This is a genomic window from Minwuia sp. IMCC3009, from assembly GCF_029909415.1.
GTDB lineage: Bacteria > Pseudomonadota > Alphaproteobacteria > Minwuiales > Minwuiaceae > Minwuia.
The window spans coordinates 397,242-419,938 of record NZ_CP123781.1 but is presented as its reverse complement, the minus strand read 5'-3'; the positions used below and the strand labels follow the sequence as shown (position 1 = coordinate 419,938).

The following is a 22,697-nucleotide window of genomic DNA, read 5'->3' as shown; positions in this document are numbered from 1 at the left end:
GTCAGTTGCGCGGGCCACCCGGCATGGCCCCGCCCTTGATGACATATTCGCCCGATCCGACGATCAGCGGGTCGGGATGCCCGACCACGTGGCGGTCCTTGGTGTCGTAGGGGACGGCATTGAGAAAGTGGCGCATGCAGTTCAGCCGTGCGCGCTTCTTGTCGTCGGACTTGATGATGTTCCAGGGCGCGTCCGCCGTGTCGGTGTGGAAGAACATGGCTTCCTTGGCTTCCGTGTATTCATCCCACTTGTCGATCGACAGCCGGTCGATGGGCGACAGCTTCCAGCGTTTCAGCGGCTCCCGCTCCCGCGCCTTGAAGCGGCGAAGCTGCTCCTCCCGCGTCACCGAGAACCAGTACTTGAACAGTCTGATGCCGGAACGGACCAGCATCCGCTCGAACTCGGGAGCCTGGCGCATGAACTCCAGATAGTCGCGCGGTTCGCAGAACCCCATTACCCGCTCCACCCCCGCCCGGTTGTACCAGGACCGGTCGAACATCACGATCTCCCCCGCAGAGGGCAGATGCTGCACATAGCGCTGGAAGTACCATTGCCCCTGTTCCCGCTCCGTGGGCTTGTCGAGGGCAACGACCCGTGCGCCGCGGGGGTTCAGATGCTCGGTGAACCGCTTGATGGTGCCGCCCTTGCCGGCCGCGTCCCGCCCCTCGAACAGGACCAGGACACGTTCGCCGGTGTTCTTCACCCACTCCTGCAGTTTCAGCAGCTCGACCTGCAGCTCGGCCTTGTGGCGTTCGTAGTCGGGTCGCTTGACCTTGCCGCGATAGGGATATTCACCGGTCTCGAACAACCGCCGGACCGTGGCCGGATCGTGCCGCATCTCGGCCACCCGGTGCGACCCGGTGTTCGAACGGACAAGCGCACCTGAACCTTTCGCCGGAGCAACGCCACTTTCTGCGCCGGTGCCGGACGCATCCTCCGCAACAGTATCCTCGTCATCCTGCATGACCGCCCCCTTCACCTGTTCCTGCTGGTGAACCATGGCCCAGCAGTCGGCAACAATGCTTGATGTGAATCAAATCCCGCTCGGCGGGTTCGGGCCGCATCTGACACCACTACCCGGTGATGCTACGCTGTCGCGGGTGATAGAGGAGAGGCATGATGAACAAGGTTGGCGGACTGCACCACATCGCGATCACCACCGCGGACATGAAGGGACAGATCGAGTTCTTCACCGACAAGCTGGGCATGGAACTGGTCGCGCTCTACTGGATGCATGGGGTCGAGAACACCTTCCATGGCTTCCTGCGCCTCAACGACGAGAGCTCGGTCGCCTTCGTCCACAATCCACAGATCGGTGAGATCCCCGTGGAACTGGGCCAGACCCACGCAGGCAATCCCGGCGCGAACTGCGCCAGGGGCACGATGCAGCACCTGGCGTTCAGGGTCGCGGATGTGGAGGAACTGCTCGCCATGCGCGACCGGCTGCGGTCGAAGGGTGTGCCGGTCATCGGGCCGAAGGATCACGGGTTCTGCATGTCGATCTATTTTGCCGGACCGGAGAACCTGTCGCTGGAGCTTTCATGCTCTGCCGAACCGATCAACGCGGAAGCCTGGATCGACCCTGAGGTCGTGGGCCTGTGCGGCATCAGTGACGCTGAACTGGCCCGCTACAAGCAGTCCTCCGACTATCGCAACGATGGTCCGCCGGTACCGCAGCCCGGCATCGACGCACCGGGGCCGCACATGACGAACTATCCGCCGAAGGTCTACGAGGCGATCCTGCGCACCTCGGACGAGAAGATGCTGGCCAACAGCGAGAACCAGCCACCCGTGCAGCTGGATGCCGCCGACTGACACCCGTCAGGCACGAGATTCCACGATGGCCGCCAGACAAATCTGACGGTTGTTGCGGACGGACCGCTCGCGCTACCCTCTTTCGGGGCAGGAGAGGGAGGCACGGATGACGTTTCGTCTGGATCTGGACGGCACGACGCACACCATTGATATCGTTGCGCGCAAGCCGGAGGCCGTACTTCGGGTGGATGACACCCGCACGGTCACCGGTACGGTTTCCGGAAACGCGCAGGTCGCGCGCGACGGCGACCTGGCCTGGGTACGGCTCAATGGCCGCACGTTTCGGGTCCGGGTGGAAGACCCGGTTGCCGCCGCACAGGAAAGTGCAGGTGGCTCGGACGAGTTGCGTGCGCCTATGCCGGGATCGGTGATCGAGGTGCTGAAGGCTGCCGGGGACTCTGTCTCGCGCGGCGACAAGATCATGGTGATCGAGAGCATGAAACTTCAGACCACCCTCGCCGCACCGCGCGATGGCGTGCTGGCGGAAGTGCTCTTCGCCGTGGGTGAGACATTCAACAAGGATGCCGCCGTCGCCCGTCTGGAACCGCTGGCGGAGGAGGGCTGAACCATGCGCCGCATATCATCCGCACTCTCCACCAGTGACGCCACATTCCGCAGCAACACGGTGCACAACCGCCGCCTCGCCGACGAGCTGCATGCCATGCAGGAAAAGGCACGGCATGTCCGCCCGGAACGCGATGTCCAGCGCCTGACGAAGCAGGGCAAGATGATGCCACGGGAACGGGTGGAGAAGCTGCTCGACCCCGGCACCCCCTTCCTGGAGCTGTCCACGCTCGCCGCGAACCGCGCCTATGACGGGGAATCGCCGGGGGCCAGCATCATCACCGGGATCGGCATGGTCTCGGGGCGGGAAGTCATCATCCATGCCGATGATTCCTCCATCAAGGGCGGAGCCTGGTATCCCCATTCGGTGAAGAAGATCGTCCGCTGCCTGGAGATCGCCATCGAGAACCGTCTGCCGGTGGTGCACCTGTGTGACTCAGCCGGCGGCTTCCTGCCGTTGCAGTCGGAGGTCTTTCCCGACAAGCACATGGCGGGACGCATCTTCCGCAACCAGTGCAAGCTGTCGAAGATGGGCGTGAAACAGCTCTCCCTCGTCTTCGGGCAGTGTACGGCGGGTGGTGCCTATATCCCGGCGCTGTCGGACTACAATGTCATCGTGCGCGGAACGGGCGCGGTGTTTCTGGGCGGCCCGCCGCTGGTGCGCGCCGCCACGGGGGAGGAAGTGGGCGTCGAGGAACTGGGCGGCGCGGACATGCACACGTCGATGAGCGGTGTCTGCGACTACGCGGCGTCGTCCGAGGACGAGGCCATCGCCATCGGGCGGGAGATCGTCGACCAGTGGGACCGGCCGAAGAAGTGGGACTGCCAGCGGGATGCGGTGGAGGCCCCCTACTACGACCCTGCCGAGCTGTATGGCATCCTGCCTGACGACATCAAGAAGGGCTTCGACATGCGGGAGGTCATTGCCCGCATCGTCGATGGCAGCCGCTTCCATGAATATCAGCCGAACTATGGCCAGACCCTGATCTGCGGCTATGCCAACATCTGGGGCTGGAAGGTCGGCATCCTTGCCAACAATGGTGTGCTGTTCAACGACAGCTCCCTGAAGGGCGCCCATTTCATCGAACTCTGCAACCAAAACAACACCCCGATCGTCTTCCTGCAGAACATCACCGGCTACATGATCGGCAAGGAGTACGAGCAGAAGGGCATCACAAAGGACGGTGCCAAGATGATCATGGCCCAGGCCTGTTCCCGGGTGCCGAAGTTCACCGTCATGTGCCACGGCTCCTTCGGTGCGGGCAATTACGGGATGTGCGGCCGTGCCTTCGATTCACGCCTGCTGTTCAGCTGGCCCAATCACCAGATCGGCGTGATGGGCGGAGAGCAGGCGGTGAACACGCTTGCGGATGTGAAGGCGGCACAGATGCGCCGTGGTGGCCAGGAAGTCGATGCCGAGGTGATCGCGGCGCTGAGAGAGGAAACCGGCTCCGCCTATCTGGACCAGCTCTCCGCCTACTACGCCACCTCGGAACTGTGGGATGACGGGATCCTGGATCCGGTGGACACACGCAATGCGTTAGGGATGGCCATCACCGCGTCGCTGAACGCGCCGCTGGAGGAACCCGGCTATGGCGTCTTCAGGTTCTGACGGAGATGCCGCGTGCCGGTGGTCACATAATACCGCGCAATTAGGTGGCCGCTATCACAACAGGCGTGTAGACTCACGGTTTGGCAACCATTCCAACCCATGTTGTATGAATGCCGGAGTTCATTCACGCCAGAGACGTCGATGCGGGAACCCTTCTGTTTCAGGAGGGTGACCGGGGCGATGATGCGTTCATCATCGAGGAAGGCCTGATCGAGATATCGATTCAGTCCGAAGGCGACCGGAAGCTGATCGCCGCGCTGGGTCCGGGCGAGATCTTCGGCGAAATGGCCCTGATCGCGAACACACCGCGATCCGCCAGCGCCCTGGCGCGGGAGCGCACACGCCTGCTGGTGGTACGCCGCGGTCGCCTGACCAAACCCATCGAGAACGCCGACCCGGTGATGCGTCTGATGATCCAGATGATCGTGGAGCGCCTGACGGACGCGTCCCGTTCCATGACCGGCACCAACGAGATGGTGCCCCAGGCCATGCAGGAGGCACGGCGCCGGGCGTTCGAGGAAGTCCGCGACATTGCTCTGCGCCGGGTCCAGATCGAACGGGAACTGCGCCGCGCCGTCGAGACCCCGCAGTTCGAGCTTCACTACCAGCCCATCATCTCCATGGCCGACAGCACCATTGCCGGATATGAGGCATTGATGCGCTGGAACGACCCCAAGCGGGGGCAGGTTTCCCCCGGCAACTTCATCGGTCTGGCCGAGGAGACCGGCATGATCGTCGAGATGGGGCGCTGGGCGCTGCAGAAGGCGCTGGCCGATCACGCGGCAATGGTGCCGGTCTGGCAGAGATGCTGGCCGGACAAGCCGATCCCCTTCGTCAGCGTCAATGTCTCCAGTGGCCAGTTGATCGAACCGGGCGAGATCTCGCGCCTTTCCGCGATCATCCAGAAGTCCGGCGTGTCGCCCGGGCAGATCAAGCTGGAGGTCACCGAAAGCCTGATGATCCACGATCCGGAGGCGGCCGTCGCTGCCCTGACGGAACTGAAGGGACTGGGCGTCTCCATTGCCATCGACGATTTCGGCACCGGCTATTCAAGCCTGAGCTACCTGCACCGCTTCCCCATCGACACCCTGAAGGTCGACCAGTCTTTCGTCTTCAACATGCTGAACGACACCACCAGCGGGCGTCTCGTCCGGTCGATCATCCACATGGCGGACGACCTCGGCCTGACAACGGTGGCGGAAGGGATCGAGACGCAGGAACATTTCGACCAGTTGCGCGATTCCGGCTGCACCCTGGGCCAGGGATTCCTGATGGCCCGCCCCTGGCCGCGCTTCGATATCGAGGCGATGCTGGAGACCGGATGCTCCTGGTAGCCTAGCGCGCCCGCCTCTCAGAGATGCTCCATGAACCAGTCCCGCGCCGCGCCCGCCGCAGCCTCGCGATGGCTGCTGTAGGGATCATAGTGGCGGCAGGGCAGACCCAGCATCTGTTTCGGCTCTCCCGCCAGTTCGAACGCTTCCTTCTGCCAGGCAGTCGGCGTCTGGGTATCGTTCTCCGCAATCACCATCAGCAAGGGCGTCGGCGCGATGCGTGAAACGAAACTGTGGGGCTCGTACTCCCGCAGCATCTCCAGACTGCGCAGGGTCAGGGCGTTGACGTACTTGCCCTCGACATCCGTTTCAGCCACCCATTCCGCCGTCTCCGTACCCTCGATCGCGGCAGGCACGGTTTCCGGTTCCGCGCCCGCGTAACGGGCCGCGCGATCATCCATGAAACGTTGCATCAGCCGGGCACGCGCCTTCTCCGGCACCCAGCTTCCGAACGTCCGCTCCCCGTGGGTGAAGGGGACCTGTGAAACCACGGCCTTCACCCGCCGGTCCAGTGCCGCCACGGTCAGGACATGGCCACCGGAATAGCTGGTGCCCCAGATGCCCAGCCGCGCCGGATCGACGCCGGGCAGGGTCTGGGCGAAGCTGATGGCGTCGCGCATGTCACGGACCTGCGCCCAGGGATCGGCTTCCTGTCGCGGGTTGCCGCCGCTGTCGCCGAAACTGCGGTGGTCGTAGAGCAGCACCGCGAGACCGGCTGCATTCAGGTCGCGCGCAACCGCATCCAGGTTCATGCGCCGGATCGCGGAAAGACCATGGCTCATGACCACGGTCGGCGCCGCTGCCCCGTCCTGCCCTGCCGGGTAGAACCATCCGGCCAGCTCGACGCCGTTCGCCGGGATCGTCACATCCTGTCGCTCTGTCATGCTCATGTCCCCGTATAGACCGGCGGCCGCTTCTCGATGAAGGCGCGCACGCCTTCCTGGAAGTCGGGGCCCTGGGCGCAGAGGATCTGGTTGCGGTCCTCCATGGCAACGGCCGCTTCCAGGCTCGGCGCATCGGTCGAGAAATTCATGCATTCCTTGGTCAGGCGCAGACCGAGCGGCGAGGCATTGAGCAGATCGGCGACCATGGTCTCTCCGGTCGCCTCCAGTTCGTCATCCTCGACCACCTCCGACACCAGCCCGGTCGCCAGTGCCCGGTCGGCATAGATGTAGCGGCCCGTCATCAGCAGTTCGGACGCCACCGTCACCCCCACCAGTCGCGGCAGGAAATAGGAGACCCCGATGTCACAGCCGGAGATGCCGAGGCGGATGAAGGCCGCGTTCATCTTGGCGCTGCGTCCGGCAATGCGGATGTCACTGGCCAGCGCGATGGCGAACCCGCCACCGGAACAGCCGCCATGGATCAGCGAAACGATGGGCTGCGGCGCCCGGCGCATCCGCATGACGATCTCCGAGATCCGGCGCTGCGACCGCAGGCCATCGGCGCTGGAGCGCTGGTCATCGGCGGGACTGTTGCTCGCCATCCGCTGCTTCAGGTCCAGACCGGCGCAGAAGCCGCGACCGGCACCGCGCAGCACCACGACCCGCACCTCGTGGCGGAAATAGAGCCCCTGGAAATAGTCCAGCAGTGCGTCGATCATGTCGGGGCTGAGGCTGTTGTAGGCGTCGGGGCGGTTCAGGGTGACCCATTCGGCATCCCCCTTCCGCTCGATCAGCAGCGGCCCGCTCATCGGCGGGGTCCGCCGGCGGGGCGGCCCTGCACGGCCCACTCGATCAGGTCCATGCGGTCATTGCCGAAGAACATGTCGCTGTCGTTGATGAAGATGGTGGGGGAGCCGAAGCCGCCGCGATCCACCACCTGCTGGGTATAGTCCTTCAGCCGCTGCTTGATCGCCGAGTCCGCGGTCGCGGCCACGGTGGCATCGCCGTCGAGCCCCACGTCGGCGGCGACACGCGCCACTTCCGCATCCTGCGAGATGTCGCGATCCTCGCCCCAGTAGGCATGGCAGAGCCGCATCGCGAAGGCCTCCGCCTTGCCTTCATCCAGCGCATGGATCGCCGCACGCATCCCCTTCACTGCATTGACGGGGAAGATGCTCGGCCAGCCGATCTGCACCCCCTGCATCGCGGCCCAGTCCATTAGGTCCTTGCGCATGTACTGGTACTTCGGGTGATCGGGGTTGGCGCGGTTCTGGTACACCTGCTCGTTCACCTGATTGAAGATGCCGCCGACCAGCACCGGCCGCCAGTGCAGTTCGGCATTGTTGCGCCGGGCCAGATCGCCGATGCGGCTGATCCCCAGATAGGTCCACGGACTGGAACAGTCGAAATAGAACTCGATCTTCGCCATCAATTCTCTCCCCTGGCAGATCATGCAAACGGACGCAGCCTCCCTCGCCCGACCGGCATTCTAGCCTGCTCCGTCACCTGTTGGCACTACCGGCCATGCGCCCACAGCATTGCGTGGTACCGGCACCGCACGTTCCCAAACGCCGGAATCCAGCCTAATCATGAGGCATGACAGAGATTGATTACCTGACAGTCCAGGCTCCCGCCCCGGACTGGTACCGGGAGGCAATGGCCCGACCCGGCACCGTGCATCGCGTGAACAGTGACGGCTGTGACATCCAGTATCTCAGGTGGTCACCGCCGGAGGGACGGACCCCGCTCGGCGGCATGCTGCTGGTGCATGGCGGCGGCGGGCACGGCCACTGGTGGAGCCATATCGCACCGATGCTGGCGCAGGACTATCACGTCCTGGCCATGGATCAGGCCGGGATGGGCGACAGCGGCAGGCGGGAGTCCTACGATTCCGACAGCCGGGCCGAGGACATGCTGGCGGTCATCGACGATGCCGGGCTGGGACCGGACGCCTTTGTCGTCGGCCATTCCTTCGGCGGCCTGATGGCCATGCGGCTGGGCCAGCAGCATGGTGAGCGGCTGGGCGGTATCATCATCGCCGACTCGCCCGTGCGCCCGCCGGAACTGCAGGACCAGGACGAGCACCGACGCCCCAGGATGGGCAACAAGCGCCACTACGCGGACTTCGAGACCGCCCTCGCCCGCTTCCGCCTGATGCCGGAACAGACCTGCGACAATGGCTTTCTGGTGGAGCACATTGCCCGCCGCTCCCTGAAACAGGACGCGGAGGGCTGGTGCTGGAAGTTCGATGGCGACGCCATGGAGAACCGTCGTTTCGGAGAGCCGTTTCACGAGTATCTGGCCGGCATGAAGGGCCGCCGCGCCTTCGTCTATGGTGAGGACAGCGCCCTGATCCAGCCCGAGACCATCGACTGGATCCGCCGCACCCTCGGCCCCTCCGCCCCCATCGTCGGCGTGCCGAAGGCCCAGCACCACCTTTTGCTCGACCAGCCCCTCGCCTTCGTCACCACCATCCGCGCGATACTTGCGGGGTGGCTGGCGGCAAAGTAGCGGGGCGGGCACCATCCACCGCCCCGCAACCTTAGATCGTCACGACAGCAGCCAGCCGCCGTCCACGTCGATGGTGGTGCCGGTGACGAAGTCGTTCTGGACCATGAAGGTGATGGCCTGGGCGACCTCGTCTGCCGTTCCCGCGCGCGGGATGACGTGGCTTGCCGTCATCTGCTTGTAGAGGTCTTCGCGGGCCTGGCCTTCCAGGGCGACCATCGGAGTATCGATGGCACCGGGGGAGACGACGTTGAGGCGCTTCGGCGCGATTTCCGGGGCCACGGCGCGGACCATGGCCTCGACGGCACCGCCGACGGAGCCGATGGCGACCTGGCCCGGCTTGGTCTTGCGCGCCGGGGTGCCGCTGACCAGCACGATGGAGCCATGGTCGGTCATGTGACCGGCGCCATAGCGCACCACGTTCGTATAGCCCCAGAGCTTGGCGAAGGATGCCTGATAGCCGTCCATGTCCATTTCCATGAACGGCCCGACGGCGCGGGTGCCGCCGGTCGCGGCGCTGATCAGGATGTCGAAGGGCGCGCACTCGGCAAACAGCGCCTGCAGCGCGTCGCGGTCCAGCGTATCGCACTTTTTCGTGGTGATTCCGGCGGGCAGGTCACCTGCACGATCCGGGTTGCGGCTGACGGCGATGACCTCGGCGCCCAGCGCCGCAAGCTGCTTCGCGGCGGCCAGACCTATGCCCGAGGTGCCGCCGAACACGATGGCCTTCTTGCCTGCTACGTCCATTTCTCGTTCCCCCTGTTGGTTTCTTCTTTTCCGGTGCTCAGGCCGCGCTTCTGCGGATGTCGCGCAGAATGGCGATGGTCGCGATGATGCCCAGCCCGACAACTGTGCCGAACGGCACCATGTATCCCCCGGAAAGCTCGATCAAGCTCCACATGATCAGCGGCGATGCGGTCCAGCCCAGGGCGGCCAGCGAATAGGCCCGTCCCGTGACCTCCGCCAACTGCCCCTCCGGCGCGCGACGCCCGACGATCATGGCAAAGATCGGTGACCAGGTATTGCCCGAAAGGCCCGCCAGCAGGGCCACCGGATAGAGCATCCAGATCGGTGTATCGGGGGAGATCATCATGGCGAGCACGACCGACGTGCTGGCGGCCATGGCAATGCCCAGCAGCACCAGTTCCGGCCGCCCCCAGCGATCCGACAGCCAGCCCATGACGGGTCGGCCGACGATGGCCACCAGCTGGATGATGGCGAAGAACTGTCCGGCCAGCACCGGTGAGAGGCCGATATCCTCCAGCAGGTAGATATAGACGAAGGTGAACAGCGTCGTGTGGATCACGGCCAGCAGCACCGCGATGAAACCCAGCAGGCGCAGGTTCGGCGGCAGTACGAAACTGGCGGCAAGACGGCGCGGGAAGGTGCGGTGCAGTTCGGTCTGCATCGTCGGCTGTTCCGCGGTGACACGGAACACCGGCGCGAACAGCAGGGTCATGACGATGGCCGCGACCAGCACCCCGATCATCGCCCAGACGCCAAGCTGCCAGCCCACCGCGACCATGATCGGCGGCAGGATGAAGCCGCCGCCCGCGCCCGCCAGCGAGACCCCGCTCTGGCGGATGGCGAGGAACAGGCCGACCCGGCGCTTCGGCGTCTTGCGCGTCACCACCGTGATGTTGGCAGGGCCGTAGGGGCCATAGAACAGCCCGTAGAGAAAGGCCGCCAGCATCACCGTCGCCCAGGTGCCGAACAGGGCGATCAGGGCGACAGCGGCCATGCCCGACAGGGTGATGACCATGGTCCCGACGCTGCCGAAGCGGCGCATCATCCGCCCGCAGAGCGGGCTGGCCAGGGCGGAGCCGAGGAAGATGAAGGAGAAGGCGAGGCCGAAGTCCCGCTCGTCCTGCCCGGTCTCCAGCGCCAGTCCGGGGGCCAGCAGGCTGAAGGCGATGAAGCCGAAGGCCGCCGCCCCCTGGGTCAGGAACGTGCCCGCGAGCGCGGTCAGCGCACCCCGGGTGACCGTTTCCGGCAGGGCATCGGGCGCGACCGTCTGGCTCACGCGGGGTGGAAGATGTTCTGGCGACCGTCATTGCCGACCCGGCCCTTCCGGCCCAGCCAGTCGGTGTCGATCATGTCGGCCAGCAGGTCCGGGTCATCGGTGGTATTGGCGACGAACCGTGTCCCGTCATCCATCCGCCCGAACAGCAGACCCCAGGTCGGCCCCTTGCGGTCATGCATGACGGTATAGGTCTCGACCTCCGCCGCGCCCTCGGCCAGGTCGGTGAAGGGCGGATGCGGCACCTGGTCCAGTTCGGCCTGATAGGTCGCGGGGTCAACGGGTGCAAAGACCTTTTCCGGCATGTCGGTCGAATAGATCCCGGCGGAATGCTTGGTGACATAGTTGCCGTTGGCGGTGACCAGCCCCTTCATGCCCGGCTGCTGCCGCACCCGCTGCATCATCTCCGCGATGGAGTGGGTGACGTAATTGTTCCCCGGTCCACCGAAGTAGGGCAGGCCGCCGGTGACCGTCAGCCCGCGCGGGTCGTCGGGGCTGAGGCCGATTTCCTGACAGGCGATCTGCACGGCGGAGGTGAAACAGCTGTAGAGGTCGATGGCGCCGATCTGGTCCAGCGTCGTGTCCGCCATGCGGAAGGTTTCCTGATAGACGCGGGAGATCGCGGGGGAGGAATGGAAGTCGCGCCGGTCGCTCAGATACCAGTGGTCATGCGCATCGGCGCAGCCATGCAGGAATACCCATTTCTCCCGCGGTATGCCCAGCTCCTTCGCCTTGGCGACGCTGGTCAGCACCACCGCCGCGCCCTGGTCGATGAAGGCATTGGCGTTCATCAGCCGCGTGTAGGGAAAGCCGATATAGGGATTGTCGGGCCGGACCTCCGAGATCTGCTCCGCCGTGAAGCCGTCGCGCCGGTCGGCCAGCGGGTTCTGCGCGGCCACATCGGCGAAGTGGGCCAGCATCTGCCCCATCGCCTTCTGGTGTTCGGGGATCGTGCGGCCCAGATTGCCGCGAATGGCATTCTCGATCATCGGATAGGCGAAGATCGCGCCGCGCGCACCGTGGATGTCCTCCACGTCCGACCAGCCGATCTTCTCGACGCCCCAGGCCTCGTACTCGCCACCCGCGTCCTCGCTCCAGTCGAGGTCCAGCTTGGCGCGCTGGGCGGCCTTCTGCGTCGCCAGCGACTCGCCCCCGGCGACCAGCGCGGCCTCCACCTCGCCGCGCACAACCATCTCCGACAGCCGGTTGAGGCAGTACTGGGGCATGTTGCCCCCGGCCCAGGTATAGACCAGCCGCTTCGCCTGTTCCGCGCCGACCCGGGCGGCCAGCGATTTCGGCGGGTTGGTGACCTTGCCGAAGGGGCTGGCAAAGCGCCAGCTTGTGTCGGAGAAGGCGCGGATGACGATCACCGTATCCAGCGCCGCCATCAGCGCGGCCCCCGCGCCACTGTCCTCCGCCGCCACCTGCACCGCCTTCGCGGTCAGATCCATCGGCGACAGCGCCTGCGCCGGATCCGGCTCCCGCTGCGTGAACTGGCCACTGCCCACCAGTACCGGAATGCGCGATTCGTCCATGACGTCCTCCCCAGGAATTGCCAGGCGATCCTAACGCGCCGCACGCCCGGATGCGACTGTCCACTGGCGCGCGGTAGCCATGCCGCCATAGCGGAAGCTATGGTGCTTTACCAATTATTGGTACTATCGGGAAAGCTTCAGGAGCAGCACACGATGGCACGCAATACCTCGGTCTCGCTTGGTGATCATTTCACCGGCTTCATTGACAGTCAGGTTCGGGACGGTCGCTACGGCTCCGCCAGCGATGTGGTCAGGGCTGGTCTGCGGCTGCTGGAGGAACATGAAACCAGGGTCCGAGCCTTGCAGAACGCCCTGATCGCCGCAGAGGAATCCGGTCCCCCAGAAGCTTTCGACAGCGATGCCTTCCTGGAGGAAATGCGGAAGAAGCATGCCGGATAGCGATCCGGGCTACCGGCTTTCTCCGCTCGCGAGAACCGATCTGGAAGACATCTGGCGCTACACCTTCGAGAACTGGTCGCTTGAACAGGCGGATCGCTACCATGGCACGATCATGACCGCGATCCTGGCGTTGGCTGATGGCTCAGTATCGGGTAGCCGCGCCGACGTCCGTGAGGGCTATTTCAAGCTAAGAGCCGGTTCCCATGTCCTGTTCTACCGAAAGGCCGACACCACTCTGGAGATCATGCGCATCCTGCATCAGCGCATGGACGTGGATCGACACCTCTGACCTGAGCAATCGGACACGCGCTCTTCCCCACCCCCTCTACTTCAACTGCCGCATGTCACCGATCGTGTCCGGCGCGGTCTCGCGGCGGTGGGCGAAGGCCTGGGGCCAGCGGGAGGGTTCGGCGCGGGCGTACTGCGCGGGATAGGCGACCGTGGCACCCAGCGCCTCCGCCGCGTGCCAGGCCCAGCGCGGATCGTACATCATGCCGCGCGCCAGCATGACGAAGTCGGCCTGGCCGTCACGGATGATGGCCTCCGCCTGGTCCGGATCATTGATCATGCCGACGGCCATGGTGGTCATGCCGGTCTCACGTTTCACCGTCTCGGCGAACTCAACCTGATAGCCCGGCCCGACCGGGATCTTCTGGCGCGGATCGACGCCGGAGGTGGTGATGTCGGCGAAGTCGCAGCCGATCTGTTTCAGGGCCTGCACGAAGGCCACCGTTTCCTCCACCGTCCAGCCGCCCTCGACCCAGTCGGTGGCCGAGACCCGCACACCCAGCGGGCGGCCGGCGGGCCATACGGCCTTCACCGCCTGAAACACCTCCAGCGGGTAGCGCATCCGTCCTGCCAGATCGCCGCCATATTCATCATTGCGCTGGTTGCTCAACGGGCTGAGGAACTGGTGCAGCAGATAGCCGTGACCGACATGGAATTCACAGACGTCGAAGCCCAGCCGGGCGGAGCGTTCCGCGGCCTGCACGAAGTCGGCCTTCACCCGGTCCAGCGCCGCACGGTCCATGGCCTGCGGCGTGTGCCAGCCGGTGTCGTAGGGCAAGGCGCTGGGACCAACCGTCTGCCAGGCCCCCTCCGCCGCCGTCAGCGGCTGTGCGCCATCGGCGGGGCGATGCACCGAGGCCTTGCGACCGGCATGGGCCAGCTGGATCCCGATCTTCAGGTCCGGCCCGCCATTGTCCCGGCTGAACCGCATGAAACGATCGATCGCCGCCTCGTGCGCGTCGGTCCAGAGCCCGAGGCACTGGGCACTGATGCGCCCTTCGGCACTGACCGCCGTCGCCTCCGTGAACAGCAGCGCCGCGCCACTCATCGCCAGATTGCCATAGTGCATCAGGTGCCAGTCGGTGGCGGCACCATCCACGGCCATGTACTGGCACATGGGGGAGATGACGATCCGGTTGGCGAATTCCACATCACCAAGCCTGATCGGCGAAAACAGGGCACTGCTCATTTCCGGCCCTCTCAGCGCTGGTCGAACCTGGACAGCAGCTTGCGCATGCCACCGATCCAGCGGTCGTAGTTGCCGGTCTTGCGCTGGATGTAGTCGCGCACCTGCGGATGCGGCAGGATCAGGAATTCCTCCCGCGCCATGGTCGCCACGACGTCGGCGGCCAGGTCATCGGGCTCGACGATGCCGTCGACGCTGGCCACCCCTTCCCCGTCGCCGATCATCGGCGTGCGCACGGCCTGCGGGCAGAGGCAGGAGACCCGGATGCCCTTGTTGCCATAGTTGATCGACAGCCACTCGGCGAAGGCCACGGCACCATGCTTGGTGACGGCATAGGTCGCAGAATCCACCTGGGAGAGCAGCCCGGCGGCGGAGGCGGTATTGACCAGATAGCCTCCGCCCCGCTCGATCATGCCCGGGATCACGGCGCGGGCCGCGAAGACGTGGGACATGACGTGGATGTCCCAGTTGAGCTGCCATTCGGCGGTGGGCACGGTCTCGTCCCCCAGCCGCGCGATACCGGCGTTGGAGCAGAAGATGTCGATGGGACCGGCCAGCCGCTCCGCCTCCGCCACCAGATGACGGATTGCATCCTCGCTGGTCACATCGGTCTGTACGGCATGACCGCCAACTGAATCCGCCACCTTCTGCAACGGCCCCATGTCCAGGTCCGCCACCACGACGGCCTTTGCCCCCTCCGCGTGGAACTTCCGCGCCATGGCGGCACCGATACCGCCCGCGCCGCCGGTGATCACACAGACCTTGCCCTTGATGTCCATCGTCGTCTCCCCTTGTGCGTTCTTCGTGGCCTGTTCCATTCCTCTCCCCCTCCCGGCCACCCACGCAAGTATCCTGAAATGGGTGGCCGGGAGGGGGAGAGGGATGGAACAGGCAGAAAATCAGTCGTAACTCTTCCAGCCCTGCCCGGTCTTGCGGCCATTGTGGCCAGCGCGGACCTTCTGCTTCAGCAGCGGGCGCGGGCGGAACCGTTCTCCGTAGGACCCGTGCATGATCTCCTGCGCCTGTTCGCAAAGGCTCAGCGTCACCGCGTCCATCAGCTCGAACGGCCCGATGGGGTGGCCCAGGCCCAGCTTGCAGGCAGTGTCGATGTCCTCCGGCGTGGCAACACCTTCCTCCACCAGCCGCACCGCCTCGATCATGAAGACATGCAGCAGGCGATTCACGGCGAAGCCGGTCACATCCTTGATGCGGATCGGATGCTTCTCGGCGGCCTTCAGGTGGCCGAACATCTCCTCCACCACGGCTTCATCCGTCTCGAAGCCCGGCATCACCTCCACCAGTTTCATCCGGCTGACGGGCGAGAAGAAGTGCGTGCCGACGAACCGCGGGCGCCGCGCCACCGAGACATGCGCCGCCAGCGTCGAGATGGCGATGGTCGAGGTATTGGTGCAGAAGATCGTGTCAGCGTCGCAGATCCCGTCCAGCAGCGCCCAGGCGTCGCCTTTCACCTGCTCATCCTCGAAGACCGCTTCGAACACGATCTGACGGTCCGCGAAGCTCTTCAGATCGGCACTGAAACTCATCCGATCCAGCGGCGAGCCCGCGTCCTCCGAATAGAACCCGCGCGCCAGACCCTTGTTCCATATGCCGTTCAGCCGCGTCCGCGCCGCCTCCAGCAGTTCGTCGCTGCGGTCGTTCAGCAGCACGTCATAGCCCGCACGGGCAAACTCGAACGCGATCTCCGCGCCCATCAGCCCGGCACCCACGACACCAATCTTCTTCAGCATTCTCGGCCCTCCCCATCCATTGCGCGACAATGCGCGAGCGGATGCGGGGGATCAAGCATCGGGTGGGCTCCGGAAACCGAATTCGGTATTTTTCCTCTTAGACATTGCATTCGGTCTTTTTACCGATATACTGGTTGCATGAAACATCAGGAGGACACGCGATGACCCTGAATGACCTGATCGAGGAGCGGGAGCGGCTGCTGAAGCAACGCATGGACATCCTGCAGGCCGCACTGAAACCGGTGCAGGAATCCGACCTGGATGACGCCTGCCGCACCGAACTGCAGCTGCAGTTCTCAGAGGCCCTGGATGACGCGTTCCACAACCTGCTGACGCCCATCGAAACCGATCTGGATGATCTGCAGCGACGGGCGTCCATCCGCGCCGTCTCCAGCGACCTCGCCGCCCTGCGCCGACGTCAGGTCTGAAGGGACTGAAGCACATCAGGGTCACGCAGCCGGGGCTGCGGGCCGATCATGATACCGGATGCAACAGGAACGGACAGGCCATGGAACCCATCATGCTTGAACTCACCACCCAGTACCGCGACGAGAATGATGAACTTGTGACCGTGATCCAGTGCGGCAACGAGGTGACGCTGGAATCCGTGCGCGGCGGTCGCATCTGGCTGCAGCGCGCGGACGTGGAACGGATCGCGGAACTGTTTCGCCGCCACGATGTGGCCTGCCGCCTCATCATGGAGGACCTGCCCGCGCTGAGCGAACGACGGGACAGCTGCGGGGACGCGGGCTGATGCCCCCGGCCCGCCGCCTGCGCCCCGTCGCGCCCGTGACGCTCCGTGAAATCACCGAAATTACCGGACGAAGCCGCATCTCGATCTGGCGTTACCGTCGGGCGGGCCAGTTCCCCGAACCCATCGGAAGTCGCGGCAAGTCCCTGATCTGGGACGGGCGCGCCGTACGCCGCTGGAAGATGACGGGACGCTAGACCGGTCCGCGGCCCCGATTGCAGCGCAAGCCGAAGCCCGCCGCGCAGCCCCCACCCCCGCGCGTCGGGCTTCTGGTCCGCGCGCAGTTCCGCTATACCTGTCTGCAACAGTCTCAAGCGTCGAGGGAGGACGACAATGGATCTGTCGCTGACACCGGAGGAAGAAGCGTTCCGCAGCGAGGTACGCGACTTTCTCGATACCGCAATGACCGAGAACGCGAAGGAAGCCGGCAGGCTGACCGCGGGGGTCGTTTCCGACTTCGAGGGCTCGATGGACTGGTACCGCGCCCTGTCGAAGAAGGGCTGGATCGCGCCGTTCTGGCCGGTCGAGCATGGCGGCACCGGCTGGACGCCGATGCAGCGCTACATCTTCGATTCCGAATGCCAGCGCGCCAGCACGCCGCGTCTGTTCGCCATGGGTGTGCGCATGGTCGCGCCGGTCATCATGAAGTTCGGCACGCCGGAGCAGAAGGAAACCTACCTGCCGAAGATCCATGGCGGGGAGCACATCTGGTGCCAGGGCTATTCGGAACCCGGTTCCGGGTCCGACCTGGCCAGCCTGCAGTGCCGCGCCGACCGTGACGGCGACGACTATGTCATCAACGGCACCAAGATCTGGACCACCGGCGCGCACCACGCGAACATGATGTTCTGCCTGGTCCGCACCTCGAAGGAAGGCAAGCCGCAGCAGGGCATCAGCTTCATCGTCTTCCCCATGGACCTGCCCGGCATCAAGGTCGATCCGATCCTGACCATGTCCGGCGATCACGAGGTCAATCAGGTCTTCTTCGACGATGTGCGGGTGCCCGTGGCCAACCGCATCGGCCCGGAGAACGAGGGCTGGACCGTCGCCAAGTACCTGCTGGAATTCGAACGCGGCGGCTCTGCCTACAGCCCCAGCCTGCATGCGATGCTGGAGAAGCTGAAGAAGATCGCGGCAGAGGAACCGGCCGGCAATGGCGAGGCCCTGATTCAGGACGCGGACTTCCGCTCCCGACTGGCCGATCTGGAGGCCCAGGTCGTGGCGCTGGAATACTTCGAGAAGAAGACCATGAGCGCGCTGACCACCGGGCAGAACCCGGGTGCCGCATCGTCTATCATGAAACTGCGCGGCTCCGAATGCCTGCAGGCCACGGCGGCGATGACGGTGGAGGCCATCAGCTACTACGCCAACCCCTACGAACCGGAGACGCGGACCCCGTTCTCCAACGCCATTCCCGTCGGGCCGGATCACTCGGTCGGCGTCATGGCCAAGCATCTGAACAGCCGGGCCGCCACCATCTATGCCGGTGCGTCGGAGGTTCAGCGCAACATCATGGCGAAGCTGGTCCTGGGACTGTGAGCAAGGGCGACAGGACTCCTCCGTCCAATTCGGACTGGGGAGAACGCATTGCGGCGATTCACGAGCGCCGCGAGATGGCGAAGGCCCATGGCGGGCCGGAGGCCGTCAGGCGCCAGCACGACAAGGGCCGCCTGACGCTGCGCGAACGCATCGACCGCCTGCTCGACCGGGGCAGCTTTCACGAGATGGGCATGGGTGCCGGGGCGGCGGAGACCGATGCGGACGGCAACTTCGAGAGCCTCAGTCCCGCCAACTTCATCCTCGGCTTCGGCAAGGTGGATGGCCGGACCTGCATCGTGGGGGGGGAGGATTTCACCGTCTCCGGCGGCTCGCCCAACCCGGCGGGCCTGCGCAAGTCGATCTATACCGAGGAGATGGCGCTGCAGTACCGCGTGCCGCTGATCCGCCTGCATGAAGGTGGTGGCGGCTCCGTCGCAGGCGCCGGGGGCAAGAAGGGCGGCGGCAGTTCCGGACCCGTGGGGGAGCCGCCCTATACTCCGCACAGGTTCCTGTCGGTCGCCCGCACCATGGGCACGATCCCGGTCTGTGCCGCCGCTGTCGGTCCGGTCGCGGGCCTGCCCGCCGCGCGACTCGTCGCCTCCCACTTCTCCGTCATGACACGGGAAACGGCACAGGTGTTGGTCGCCGGTCCGGCGGTGGTGGAGCGTGCCCTGGGGCACAGGATCAACAAGGAGGAACTGGGCGGCGCGCGGGTCCACCTGAAGAGCGGTGCCATCGACAATGGTGCGGTGGACGAGGATGACGCCTTTCGCCAGATCCGCCAGTTCCTGAGCTACATGCCGCCCAACGTCGACCAGTTGCCGCCGACCATCGCCTGCAGCGATCCGGTCGATCGCTGCGACGACAGGCTGGCCAGCATCGTGCCGCGCGACCGTCGCAAGGCCTACGACATGCGGAAACTGATCGCCATGGTGGTGGATCAGGACAGCTTCTTCGAGACCGGTCGTCAGTACGGACCGGGGCAGATCGTCGGACTGGCGCGCATGAACGGCCAGCCGGTGGGCATCTACAGCAACGACTGCCGCTATTACGCCGGGGCCATGTCCGCCGCCGGTGCACGCAAGGTGAAGCGTTTCATCGAACTCTGCGAGACCTTCCACCTGCCGATCATCGCGCTGGTGGACGAACCCGGCTTCATGATCGGGCCGGAGGCGGAGGCCGAAGGCACGATCCGACCCGGCACGGCCGCCGTGCTCGCCGCCGCCGACTGCCAGGTCCCCTGGGCGTCGGTCATCATCAAGAAGAACTTCGGCGTCGCGGCTGCGGCCCACTATGCCAGCCAGTGCCATGTCATGGCCTGGCCGTCGGCCGAGTTCGGCCCCCTGCCGGTGGAAGGGGGTGTCGCCGTCGCCTTCGGGCGGGAGATCGCGGCCCACCCGGACCCGGATGCCCGCAGGCTGGAGCTGGAAGAGATGCTGGCCGCGCGCCAGTCCCCCTTCCCGCGCGCCGAGTCCTTCGCGTTCCACGAACTGATCGACCCGCGCGAGACCCGGCCCATGCTCTGCCGCTGGCTGGAGGTCAGTTCGGAACGGCTGAAGGGCCTGACCGGCCCCCGCCTCTATCCGATGCGACCGTAACACGCCGGGTTCTCGTTCTCGCTGAAGCAGCCTTTTTTTCCTTCCCCCCCTGTGGGGGAAGTGGCCGCCTGGCGGTCGATGGGGGGTGAAGCCGCAGGCTGCCGCACGATGGATCAACCCCGTTTCGGCTGCGCCGCCTCACCCCCATCCCGGTCTTCCCCCGTCGAGGGGGAAGGAGGGAAGCGGTCGGGCCCGGCTCAGACGTGGAGCAGCAGGTGCTCGCGTTCCCAGGCGCTGATGACGCGGTTGAAGGCTTCCATTTCGGTTTCCTTCACGTCGATCAGCGCGGCCACGAAGTCCTCGTGCAGCACTTCACGCAGGGGTGCGGCATAGCGCAGGCGCTGCAGCGCGTCGGACAGGAACCGTGGCAGGCTGAGCTTGCGCTCGGAAGCATCGATGGACAGCGGGTCACTGGCTTCCAGTTCCTCCACCATGCCCAGATAGCCGCAGGCCAGTGATCCGGCGACGGCGAGATAGGGATTGGCATCCGCGCCGGGTACCCGGTTCTCGACCCGTCGGCTGGTGATGCCGGAACGCGGCACCCGGATGCCGGTGGTGCGATTGTCGTGGCCCCAGTGGGTATTGACGGTGGAACCGCTGTCCGACACCACGCGGCGGTAGGAATTCACGTTCGGCCCCAGCAGCGGCATGGCCGCCGGCAGGAACTTCTGCAGCCCGGCGATGTGATGCAGCAGCAGCGGGCTGTCGCTGCCGTCGGGCAGGGAAAACAGGTTCAGGCCGGTTTCCAGATCATGCACGCTCTGGTGCAGATGCATGGCGCTGCCCGGTTCGTTCTCGTGCGGCTTGGCCATGAAGGTGGCATAGAGGTCATGGCGCATCGCCGCCTCCCGCACCGTGCGTTTGAACAGGAAGGCCTGGTCGGCGATCCTGATCGGGTCGCCATGGTCGATATTGACCTCGACCTGGGCCAGCCCTTCCTCGTGGATCACCGTGTCGATCTCGATCTGCTGCGCCTCGCAGAAGTCGTAGATGTCGTCGAAGATCGGATCGAACTCGTTCACGGCATCGATGCTGTAGGGCTGGCGGCCGGTCTCCGCCCTTCCCGAACGGCCGATGGGGGCCTGCAAGGGATAATCCGGGTCGGTGTTGCGGGCGACGAAGTAGAACTCCAGTTCCGGTGCGACCTCGGCCCGCCAGCCCCTGTCCGCATAGAGCCTGACCACCCGGCGCAGCACCTCGCGCGGGGAGAAGATCAGCGGCTCCCCGTCCATGGTGACCGCATCACAGATCACCTGCGCTGTCGGTTCATTGTACCAGGGCAGGATGCGCAGCGTCGCGAGGTCGGGCACCAGCACCACATCCGGGTAGCGCGGGTCCAGCATCCGGCTCTCCAGCCAGTCACCGGAAACGGTCTGCAGGAACACGGACTCCGGCAGCCGCAGCGAGCCGTCCTTCACCGCCTTCAGAAAGCGGGAGATCGGCAGCACCTTGCCACGCGGCACGCCGGTGATGTCGACGATCAGGCACTCGACTTCCTCGATCCGGCCGGCACGCAGCCATTCGGCGGCTTCCTCGATGTTCATCCCTGCCGCCTTTCCAGAAATGCGGCACAGGCCGCCCCGAAGGACCTGAATATCGCTGCATGCAGAGGATAGTTCTCGGGCTGCACCTCGGCGTGCCACTGCACCGCCAGCATCCACCCCAGCGCGCCGGGGAAGGTCACGGCCTCCACTGTTCCGTCCGGTGCGGTTGCCTCCACCTGCAATCCCGCGCCCAGCCGGTCGATCCCCTGGCCATGCAGGCTGTTGATGCGGGTCTCGGTCGTTCCGGCCAGTTGGTGCAGCACCCCGCCGGGCAGGATCGAGATGTCATGCCGGGGCACGATCTGCTCCTCGAACGGCTTTTCACGCGGGCGGCGATGGTCGAAGCGGCCCGGCACATCCTTGAGGTGCTGGTGCAGGCTGCCGCCCAGCGCCACGTTCACTTCCTGGATGCCGCGACAGATGCCCAGCAGCGGCACGCCGTCTTCCAGCGCCGCACGGGTCAGGGCGATGGCCGTCGCATCGCGGCCCGGATCGCGAACGCCGCTCTCCGGCTCCTCCTCCTGACCGAACAGATGCGGCTGGATATTGGCTGCACCGCCGGTCAGCACGATACCGTCGAGACGCGGCAGCAGGATCTTCGCCTGATCCGGGTCCTCCGATCCTGGGATCAGCACGGTCTCGGCACCGGCAAACGACCGGACGGCCGACACATAGGTCGCAGCGGTCGCATGCAGCGGCAGCGGAATCTCGCCCGGTTCCCGCCAGGAGGAGAGTATGCCGACCAGCGGTCTCAACGGTCGTTGTCCCAGGGCCGCTGCGGCGCGCGGAAGGTGAAGCTGCCCAGGGGCAGGTCGATGTTGGTCACGATATCCGCCAGGGCGACCGCCGTTTCCTGCCCCTGCGCATCGACGACACGCCATCCGGTCAACCGATAGGGCTGTTCCGCGAACTCCAGCGTGATCGTGCCCTGCTCCGGGTTGTCCGGGTCGCGCAGCCGGAAACTGACCTGGCCACCGGTGCGTGTGACCTGGTCGATATCGGCCTCCGCCATCAGGTCCAGCTGTTCCGGCACCAGATACGACAGCGGTGTCTGCGACAGGGGCCACTGGCTGACCTGTCCGACCTCATAGTCGATGAAGGAGACGAAGACCCCGTCGGAGACCAGCAGCACCTTGGCGGGCGGGCTGTAGTTGAAGCGGATCAGACCCGGGCGTTTCAGCAGCATCGTGCCGACGGCCTGCCCCCCGCCACCGACCTGGACGAACCGCGCCGACAGGGTCTCGACGGACTGCAGCCAGTCCTGGGCCTGCAGCACCGTTTTCTGCTCGGCCTCGGTCAGGGCCTGCGCAGGCAACAGACCGGCGATCAGCAGGAACGCGCCAAGGCACAGCGAAACAAGGGATTTCATGATACC

At 65.5% G+C, this 22,697-nt stretch carries 24 protein-coding genes; 11 read left to right on the top strand and 13 right to left on the bottom strand.

All coding sequences use genetic code 11. The features are described from left to right. Position 1: 1 nt before the first annotated feature. Positions 2-1,000 (bottom strand): polyphosphate kinase 2, encoded by a 999-nt coding sequence (ppk2, locus tag QGV55_RS01865; RefSeq protein ID WP_281018573.1) that lies wholly within the window; start codon positions 998-1,000, stop codon positions 2-4. 119 nt (positions 1,001-1,119) lie between these two features. Here ppk2 and QGV55_RS01860 point away from each other — a divergent pair, with 119 nt between their 5' ends. The 4 genes from QGV55_RS01860 to QGV55_RS01845 all read left to right on the top strand — a co-directional run bounded on the left by QGV55_RS01860 (position 1,120) and on the right by QGV55_RS01845 (position 5,325). After that, entirely contained in the window at positions 1,120-1,815 is a 696-nt protein-coding gene (locus tag QGV55_RS01860; RefSeq protein ID WP_281018574.1) for a VOC family protein, read from the top strand. A 106-nt stretch (positions 1,816-1,921) separates the two neighbouring features. After that, positions 1,922-2,380, top strand: a complete 459-nt coding sequence (locus QGV55_RS01855) for a biotin/lipoyl-containing protein (RefSeq protein WP_281018575.1) — start codon at positions 1,922-1,924, stop codon at positions 2,378-2,380. A 3-nt stretch (positions 2,381-2,383) separates the two neighbouring features. Next, positions 2,384-3,991 carry a carboxyl transferase domain-containing protein gene (locus QGV55_RS01850; protein WP_281018576.1) on the top strand — a complete coding sequence of 536 codons (1,608 nt, stop codon included), beginning with the start codon at positions 2,384-2,386 and terminating at the stop codon, positions 3,989-3,991. A gap of 110 nt (positions 3,992-4,101) precedes the next feature. Next, the gene (locus tag QGV55_RS01845) at positions 4,102-5,325 is read left to right on the top strand and encodes an EAL domain-containing protein (RefSeq protein ID WP_281018577.1); all 1,224 of its coding nucleotides are present in this window, start codon (positions 4,102-4,104) and stop codon (positions 5,323-5,325) included. Between the two features lie 17 nt (positions 5,326-5,342). Here QGV55_RS01845 and QGV55_RS01840 read toward each other — a convergent pair whose 3' ends face one another. From QGV55_RS01840 to QGV55_RS01830, 3 genes are read right to left on the bottom strand one after another with little or no spacing between them, the layout of a single operon-like run. Continuing rightward, the gene (locus tag QGV55_RS01840; RefSeq protein ID WP_281018578.1) at positions 5,343-6,206 is read right to left on the bottom strand and encodes an alpha/beta fold hydrolase; all 864 of its coding nucleotides are present in this window, start codon (positions 6,204-6,206) and stop codon (positions 5,343-5,345) included. Positions 6,207-6,208: 2 nt separating this feature from the next. Further along, positions 6,209-7,015 (bottom strand): enoyl-CoA hydratase-related protein, encoded by an 807-nt coding sequence (locus QGV55_RS01835; RefSeq protein WP_281018579.1) that lies wholly within the window; start codon positions 7,013-7,015, stop codon positions 6,209-6,211. Then, positions 7,012-7,635, bottom strand: coding sequence for a 2-hydroxychromene-2-carboxylate isomerase (locus QGV55_RS01830; RefSeq protein WP_281018580.1), 624 nt, complete (start codon positions 7,633-7,635; stop codon positions 7,012-7,014). The genes QGV55_RS01835 and QGV55_RS01830 overlap by 4 nt, the downstream gene beginning before the upstream one ends. A gap of 167 nt (positions 7,636-7,802) precedes the next feature. Here QGV55_RS01830 and QGV55_RS01825 point away from each other — a divergent pair, with 167 nt between their 5' ends. Beyond that, positions 7,803-8,717: an alpha/beta hydrolase gene (locus QGV55_RS01825; protein ID WP_281018581.1), complete on the top strand. Its 915-nt coding sequence runs from the start codon at positions 7,803-7,805 to the stop codon at positions 8,715-8,717. A gap of 39 nt (positions 8,718-8,756) precedes the next feature. On the opposite strand, the gene QGV55_RS01820 is transcribed toward QGV55_RS01825, so the two are convergent. From QGV55_RS01820 to QGV55_RS01810, 3 genes are read right to left on the bottom strand one after another with little or no spacing between them, the layout of a single operon-like run. Continuing rightward, complete coding sequence (locus tag QGV55_RS01820) at positions 8,757-9,461, bottom strand: SDR family oxidoreductase (RefSeq protein ID WP_281018582.1); 705 nt, start codon at positions 9,459-9,461, stop codon at positions 8,757-8,759. Positions 9,462-9,498: 37 nt separating this feature from the next. After that, entirely contained in the window at positions 9,499-10,737 is a 1,239-nt protein-coding gene (locus tag QGV55_RS01815; RefSeq protein WP_281018583.1) for an MFS transporter, read from the bottom strand. Then, complete coding sequence (locus QGV55_RS01810; protein ID WP_281018584.1) at positions 10,734-12,269, bottom strand: acetyl-CoA acetyltransferase; 1,536 nt, start codon at positions 12,267-12,269, stop codon at positions 10,734-10,736. Before QGV55_RS01810 ends, QGV55_RS01815 begins: the two co-directional genes overlap by 4 nt. Positions 12,270-12,422: 153 nt before the next feature. Here QGV55_RS01810 and QGV55_RS01805 point away from each other — a divergent pair, with 153 nt between their 5' ends. Both QGV55_RS01805 and QGV55_RS01800 read left to right on the top strand, forming a co-directional pair. Further along, positions 12,423-12,668, top strand: coding sequence for a type II toxin-antitoxin system ParD family antitoxin (locus tag QGV55_RS01805; protein WP_281018585.1), 246 nt, complete (start codon positions 12,423-12,425; stop codon positions 12,666-12,668). Then, positions 12,658-12,957, top strand: a complete 300-nt coding sequence (locus QGV55_RS01800) for a type II toxin-antitoxin system RelE/ParE family toxin (protein ID WP_281018586.1) — start codon at positions 12,658-12,660, stop codon at positions 12,955-12,957. Before QGV55_RS01805 ends, QGV55_RS01800 begins: the two co-directional genes overlap by 11 nt. Before the next feature lie 36 nt (positions 12,958-12,993). Here the strand turns inward: QGV55_RS01800 and QGV55_RS01795 are convergent, their stop codons facing one another. The 3 genes from QGV55_RS01795 to QGV55_RS01785 all read right to left on the bottom strand — a co-directional run bounded on the left by QGV55_RS01795 (position 12,994) and on the right by QGV55_RS01785 (position 15,890). Further along, positions 12,994-14,145, bottom strand: a complete 1,152-nt coding sequence (locus tag QGV55_RS01795; protein WP_281018587.1) for an NADH:flavin oxidoreductase/NADH oxidase — start codon at positions 14,143-14,145, stop codon at positions 12,994-12,996. Between the two features lie 11 nt (positions 14,146-14,156). Continuing rightward, positions 14,157-14,960, bottom strand: a complete 804-nt coding sequence (locus tag QGV55_RS01790; protein ID WP_281018588.1) for an SDR family oxidoreductase — start codon at positions 14,958-14,960, stop codon at positions 14,157-14,159. 81 nt (positions 14,961-15,041) lie between these two features. Beyond that, entirely contained in the window at positions 15,042-15,890 is an 849-nt protein-coding gene (locus QGV55_RS01785; protein ID WP_281018589.1) for a 3-hydroxyacyl-CoA dehydrogenase family protein, read from the bottom strand. A gap of 161 nt (positions 15,891-16,051) precedes the next feature. On the opposite strand from QGV55_RS01785, the gene QGV55_RS01780 reads away from it, so the two are divergent. The 4 genes from QGV55_RS01780 (at position 16,052) to QGV55_RS01765 (ending at position 19,778) form a co-directional block, all read left to right on the top strand. Then, a complete protein-coding gene (locus QGV55_RS01780) occupies positions 16,052-16,318 on the top strand; it encodes a hypothetical protein (protein ID WP_281018590.1) in 267 nt (88 codons plus the stop codon). 92 nt (positions 16,319-16,410) lie between these two features. After that, the gene (locus tag QGV55_RS01775; protein ID WP_281018591.1) at positions 16,411-16,644 is read left to right on the top strand and encodes a hypothetical protein; all 234 of its coding nucleotides are present in this window, start codon (positions 16,411-16,413) and stop codon (positions 16,642-16,644) included. Between the two features lie 330 nt (positions 16,645-16,974). Beyond that, complete coding sequence (locus QGV55_RS01770; protein ID WP_281018592.1) at positions 16,975-18,180, top strand: acyl-CoA dehydrogenase family protein; 1,206 nt, start codon at positions 16,975-16,977, stop codon at positions 18,178-18,180. Between the two features lie 74 nt (positions 18,181-18,254). Next, the gene (locus QGV55_RS01765) at positions 18,255-19,778 is read left to right on the top strand and encodes a carboxyl transferase domain-containing protein (RefSeq protein ID WP_281018593.1); all 1,524 of its coding nucleotides are present in this window, start codon (positions 18,255-18,257) and stop codon (positions 19,776-19,778) included. A gap of 197 nt (positions 19,779-19,975) precedes the next feature. Here QGV55_RS01765 and QGV55_RS01760 read toward each other — a convergent pair whose 3' ends face one another. From QGV55_RS01760 to QGV55_RS01750, 3 genes are read right to left on the bottom strand one after another with little or no spacing between them, the layout of a single operon-like run. Then, a complete protein-coding gene (locus tag QGV55_RS01760; RefSeq protein ID WP_281018594.1) occupies positions 19,976-21,322 on the bottom strand; it encodes a glutamine synthetase family protein in 1,347 nt (448 codons plus the stop codon). Next, positions 21,319-22,077, bottom strand: a complete 759-nt coding sequence (locus QGV55_RS01755; protein ID WP_281018595.1) for a gamma-glutamyl-gamma-aminobutyrate hydrolase family protein — start codon at positions 22,075-22,077, stop codon at positions 21,319-21,321. Before QGV55_RS01755 ends, QGV55_RS01760 begins: the two co-directional genes overlap by 4 nt. After that, positions 22,074-22,691 (bottom strand): outer membrane lipoprotein carrier protein LolA, encoded by a 618-nt coding sequence (locus QGV55_RS01750; protein WP_281018596.1) that lies wholly within the window; start codon positions 22,689-22,691, stop codon positions 22,074-22,076. Before QGV55_RS01750 ends, QGV55_RS01755 begins: the two co-directional genes overlap by 4 nt. Between the last annotated feature and the right edge of the window lie 6 nt (positions 22,692-22,697).

Excerpts from the sequence above, each read along its gene's own strand:
- ppk2 (WP_281018573.1), bottom strand. The coding sequence starts at position 1,000 with ATGGTTCACCAGCAGGAACAGGTGAAGGGGGCGGTCATGCAGGATGAC.
- QGV55_RS01860 (WP_281018574.1), top strand. The coding sequence starts at position 1,120 with ATGAACAAGGTTGGCGGACTGCACCACATCGCGATCACCACCGCGGAC.
- QGV55_RS01855 (WP_281018575.1), top strand. The coding sequence starts at position 1,922 with ATGACGTTTCGTCTGGATCTGGACGGCACGACGCACACCATTGATATC.
- QGV55_RS01850 (WP_281018576.1), top strand. The coding sequence starts at position 2,384 with ATGCGCCGCATATCATCCGCACTCTCCACCAGTGACGCCACATTCCGC.
- QGV55_RS01845 (WP_281018577.1), top strand. The coding sequence starts at position 4,102 with ATGCCGGAGTTCATTCACGCCAGAGACGTCGATGCGGGAACCCTTCTG.
- QGV55_RS01840 (WP_281018578.1), bottom strand. The coding sequence starts at position 6,206 with ATGACAGAGCGACAGGATGTGACGATCCCGGCGAACGGCGTCGAGCTG.
- QGV55_RS01835 (WP_281018579.1), bottom strand. The coding sequence starts at position 7,015 with ATGAGCGGGCCGCTGCTGATCGAGCGGAAGGGGGATGCCGAATGGGTC.
- QGV55_RS01830 (WP_281018580.1), bottom strand. The coding sequence starts at position 7,635 with ATGGCGAAGATCGAGTTCTATTTCGACTGTTCCAGTCCGTGGACCTAT.
- QGV55_RS01825 (WP_281018581.1), top strand. The coding sequence starts at position 7,803 with ATGACAGAGATTGATTACCTGACAGTCCAGGCTCCCGCCCCGGACTGG.
- QGV55_RS01820 (WP_281018582.1), bottom strand. The coding sequence starts at position 9,461 with ATGGACGTAGCAGGCAAGAAGGCCATCGTGTTCGGCGGCACCTCGGGC.
- QGV55_RS01810 (WP_281018584.1), bottom strand. The coding sequence starts at position 12,269 with ATGGACGAATCGCGCATTCCGGTACTGGTGGGCAGTGGCCAGTTCACG.
- QGV55_RS01805 (WP_281018585.1), top strand. The coding sequence starts at position 12,423 with ATGGCACGCAATACCTCGGTCTCGCTTGGTGATCATTTCACCGGCTTC.
- QGV55_RS01800 (WP_281018586.1), top strand. The coding sequence starts at position 12,658 with ATGCCGGATAGCGATCCGGGCTACCGGCTTTCTCCGCTCGCGAGAACC.
- QGV55_RS01795 (WP_281018587.1), bottom strand. The coding sequence starts at position 14,145 with ATGAGCAGTGCCCTGTTTTCGCCGATCAGGCTTGGTGATGTGGAATTC.
- QGV55_RS01790 (WP_281018588.1), bottom strand. The coding sequence starts at position 14,960 with ATGGAACAGGCCACGAAGAACGCACAAGGGGAGACGACGATGGACATC.
- QGV55_RS01785 (WP_281018589.1), bottom strand. The coding sequence starts at position 15,890 with ATGCTGAAGAAGATTGGTGTCGTGGGTGCCGGGCTGATGGGCGCGGAG.
- QGV55_RS01780 (WP_281018590.1), top strand. The coding sequence starts at position 16,052 with ATGACCCTGAATGACCTGATCGAGGAGCGGGAGCGGCTGCTGAAGCAA.
- QGV55_RS01775 (WP_281018591.1), top strand. The coding sequence starts at position 16,411 with ATGCTTGAACTCACCACCCAGTACCGCGACGAGAATGATGAACTTGTG.
- QGV55_RS01770 (WP_281018592.1), top strand. The coding sequence starts at position 16,975 with ATGGATCTGTCGCTGACACCGGAGGAAGAAGCGTTCCGCAGCGAGGTA.
- QGV55_RS01765 (WP_281018593.1), top strand. The coding sequence starts at position 18,255 with ATGGCGAAGGCCCATGGCGGGCCGGAGGCCGTCAGGCGCCAGCACGAC.
- QGV55_RS01760 (WP_281018594.1), bottom strand. The coding sequence starts at position 21,322 with ATGAACATCGAGGAAGCCGCCGAATGGCTGCGTGCCGGCCGGATCGAG.
- QGV55_RS01750 (WP_281018596.1), bottom strand. The coding sequence starts at position 22,691 with ATGAAATCCCTTGTTTCGCTGTGCCTTGGCGCGTTCCTGCTGATCGCC.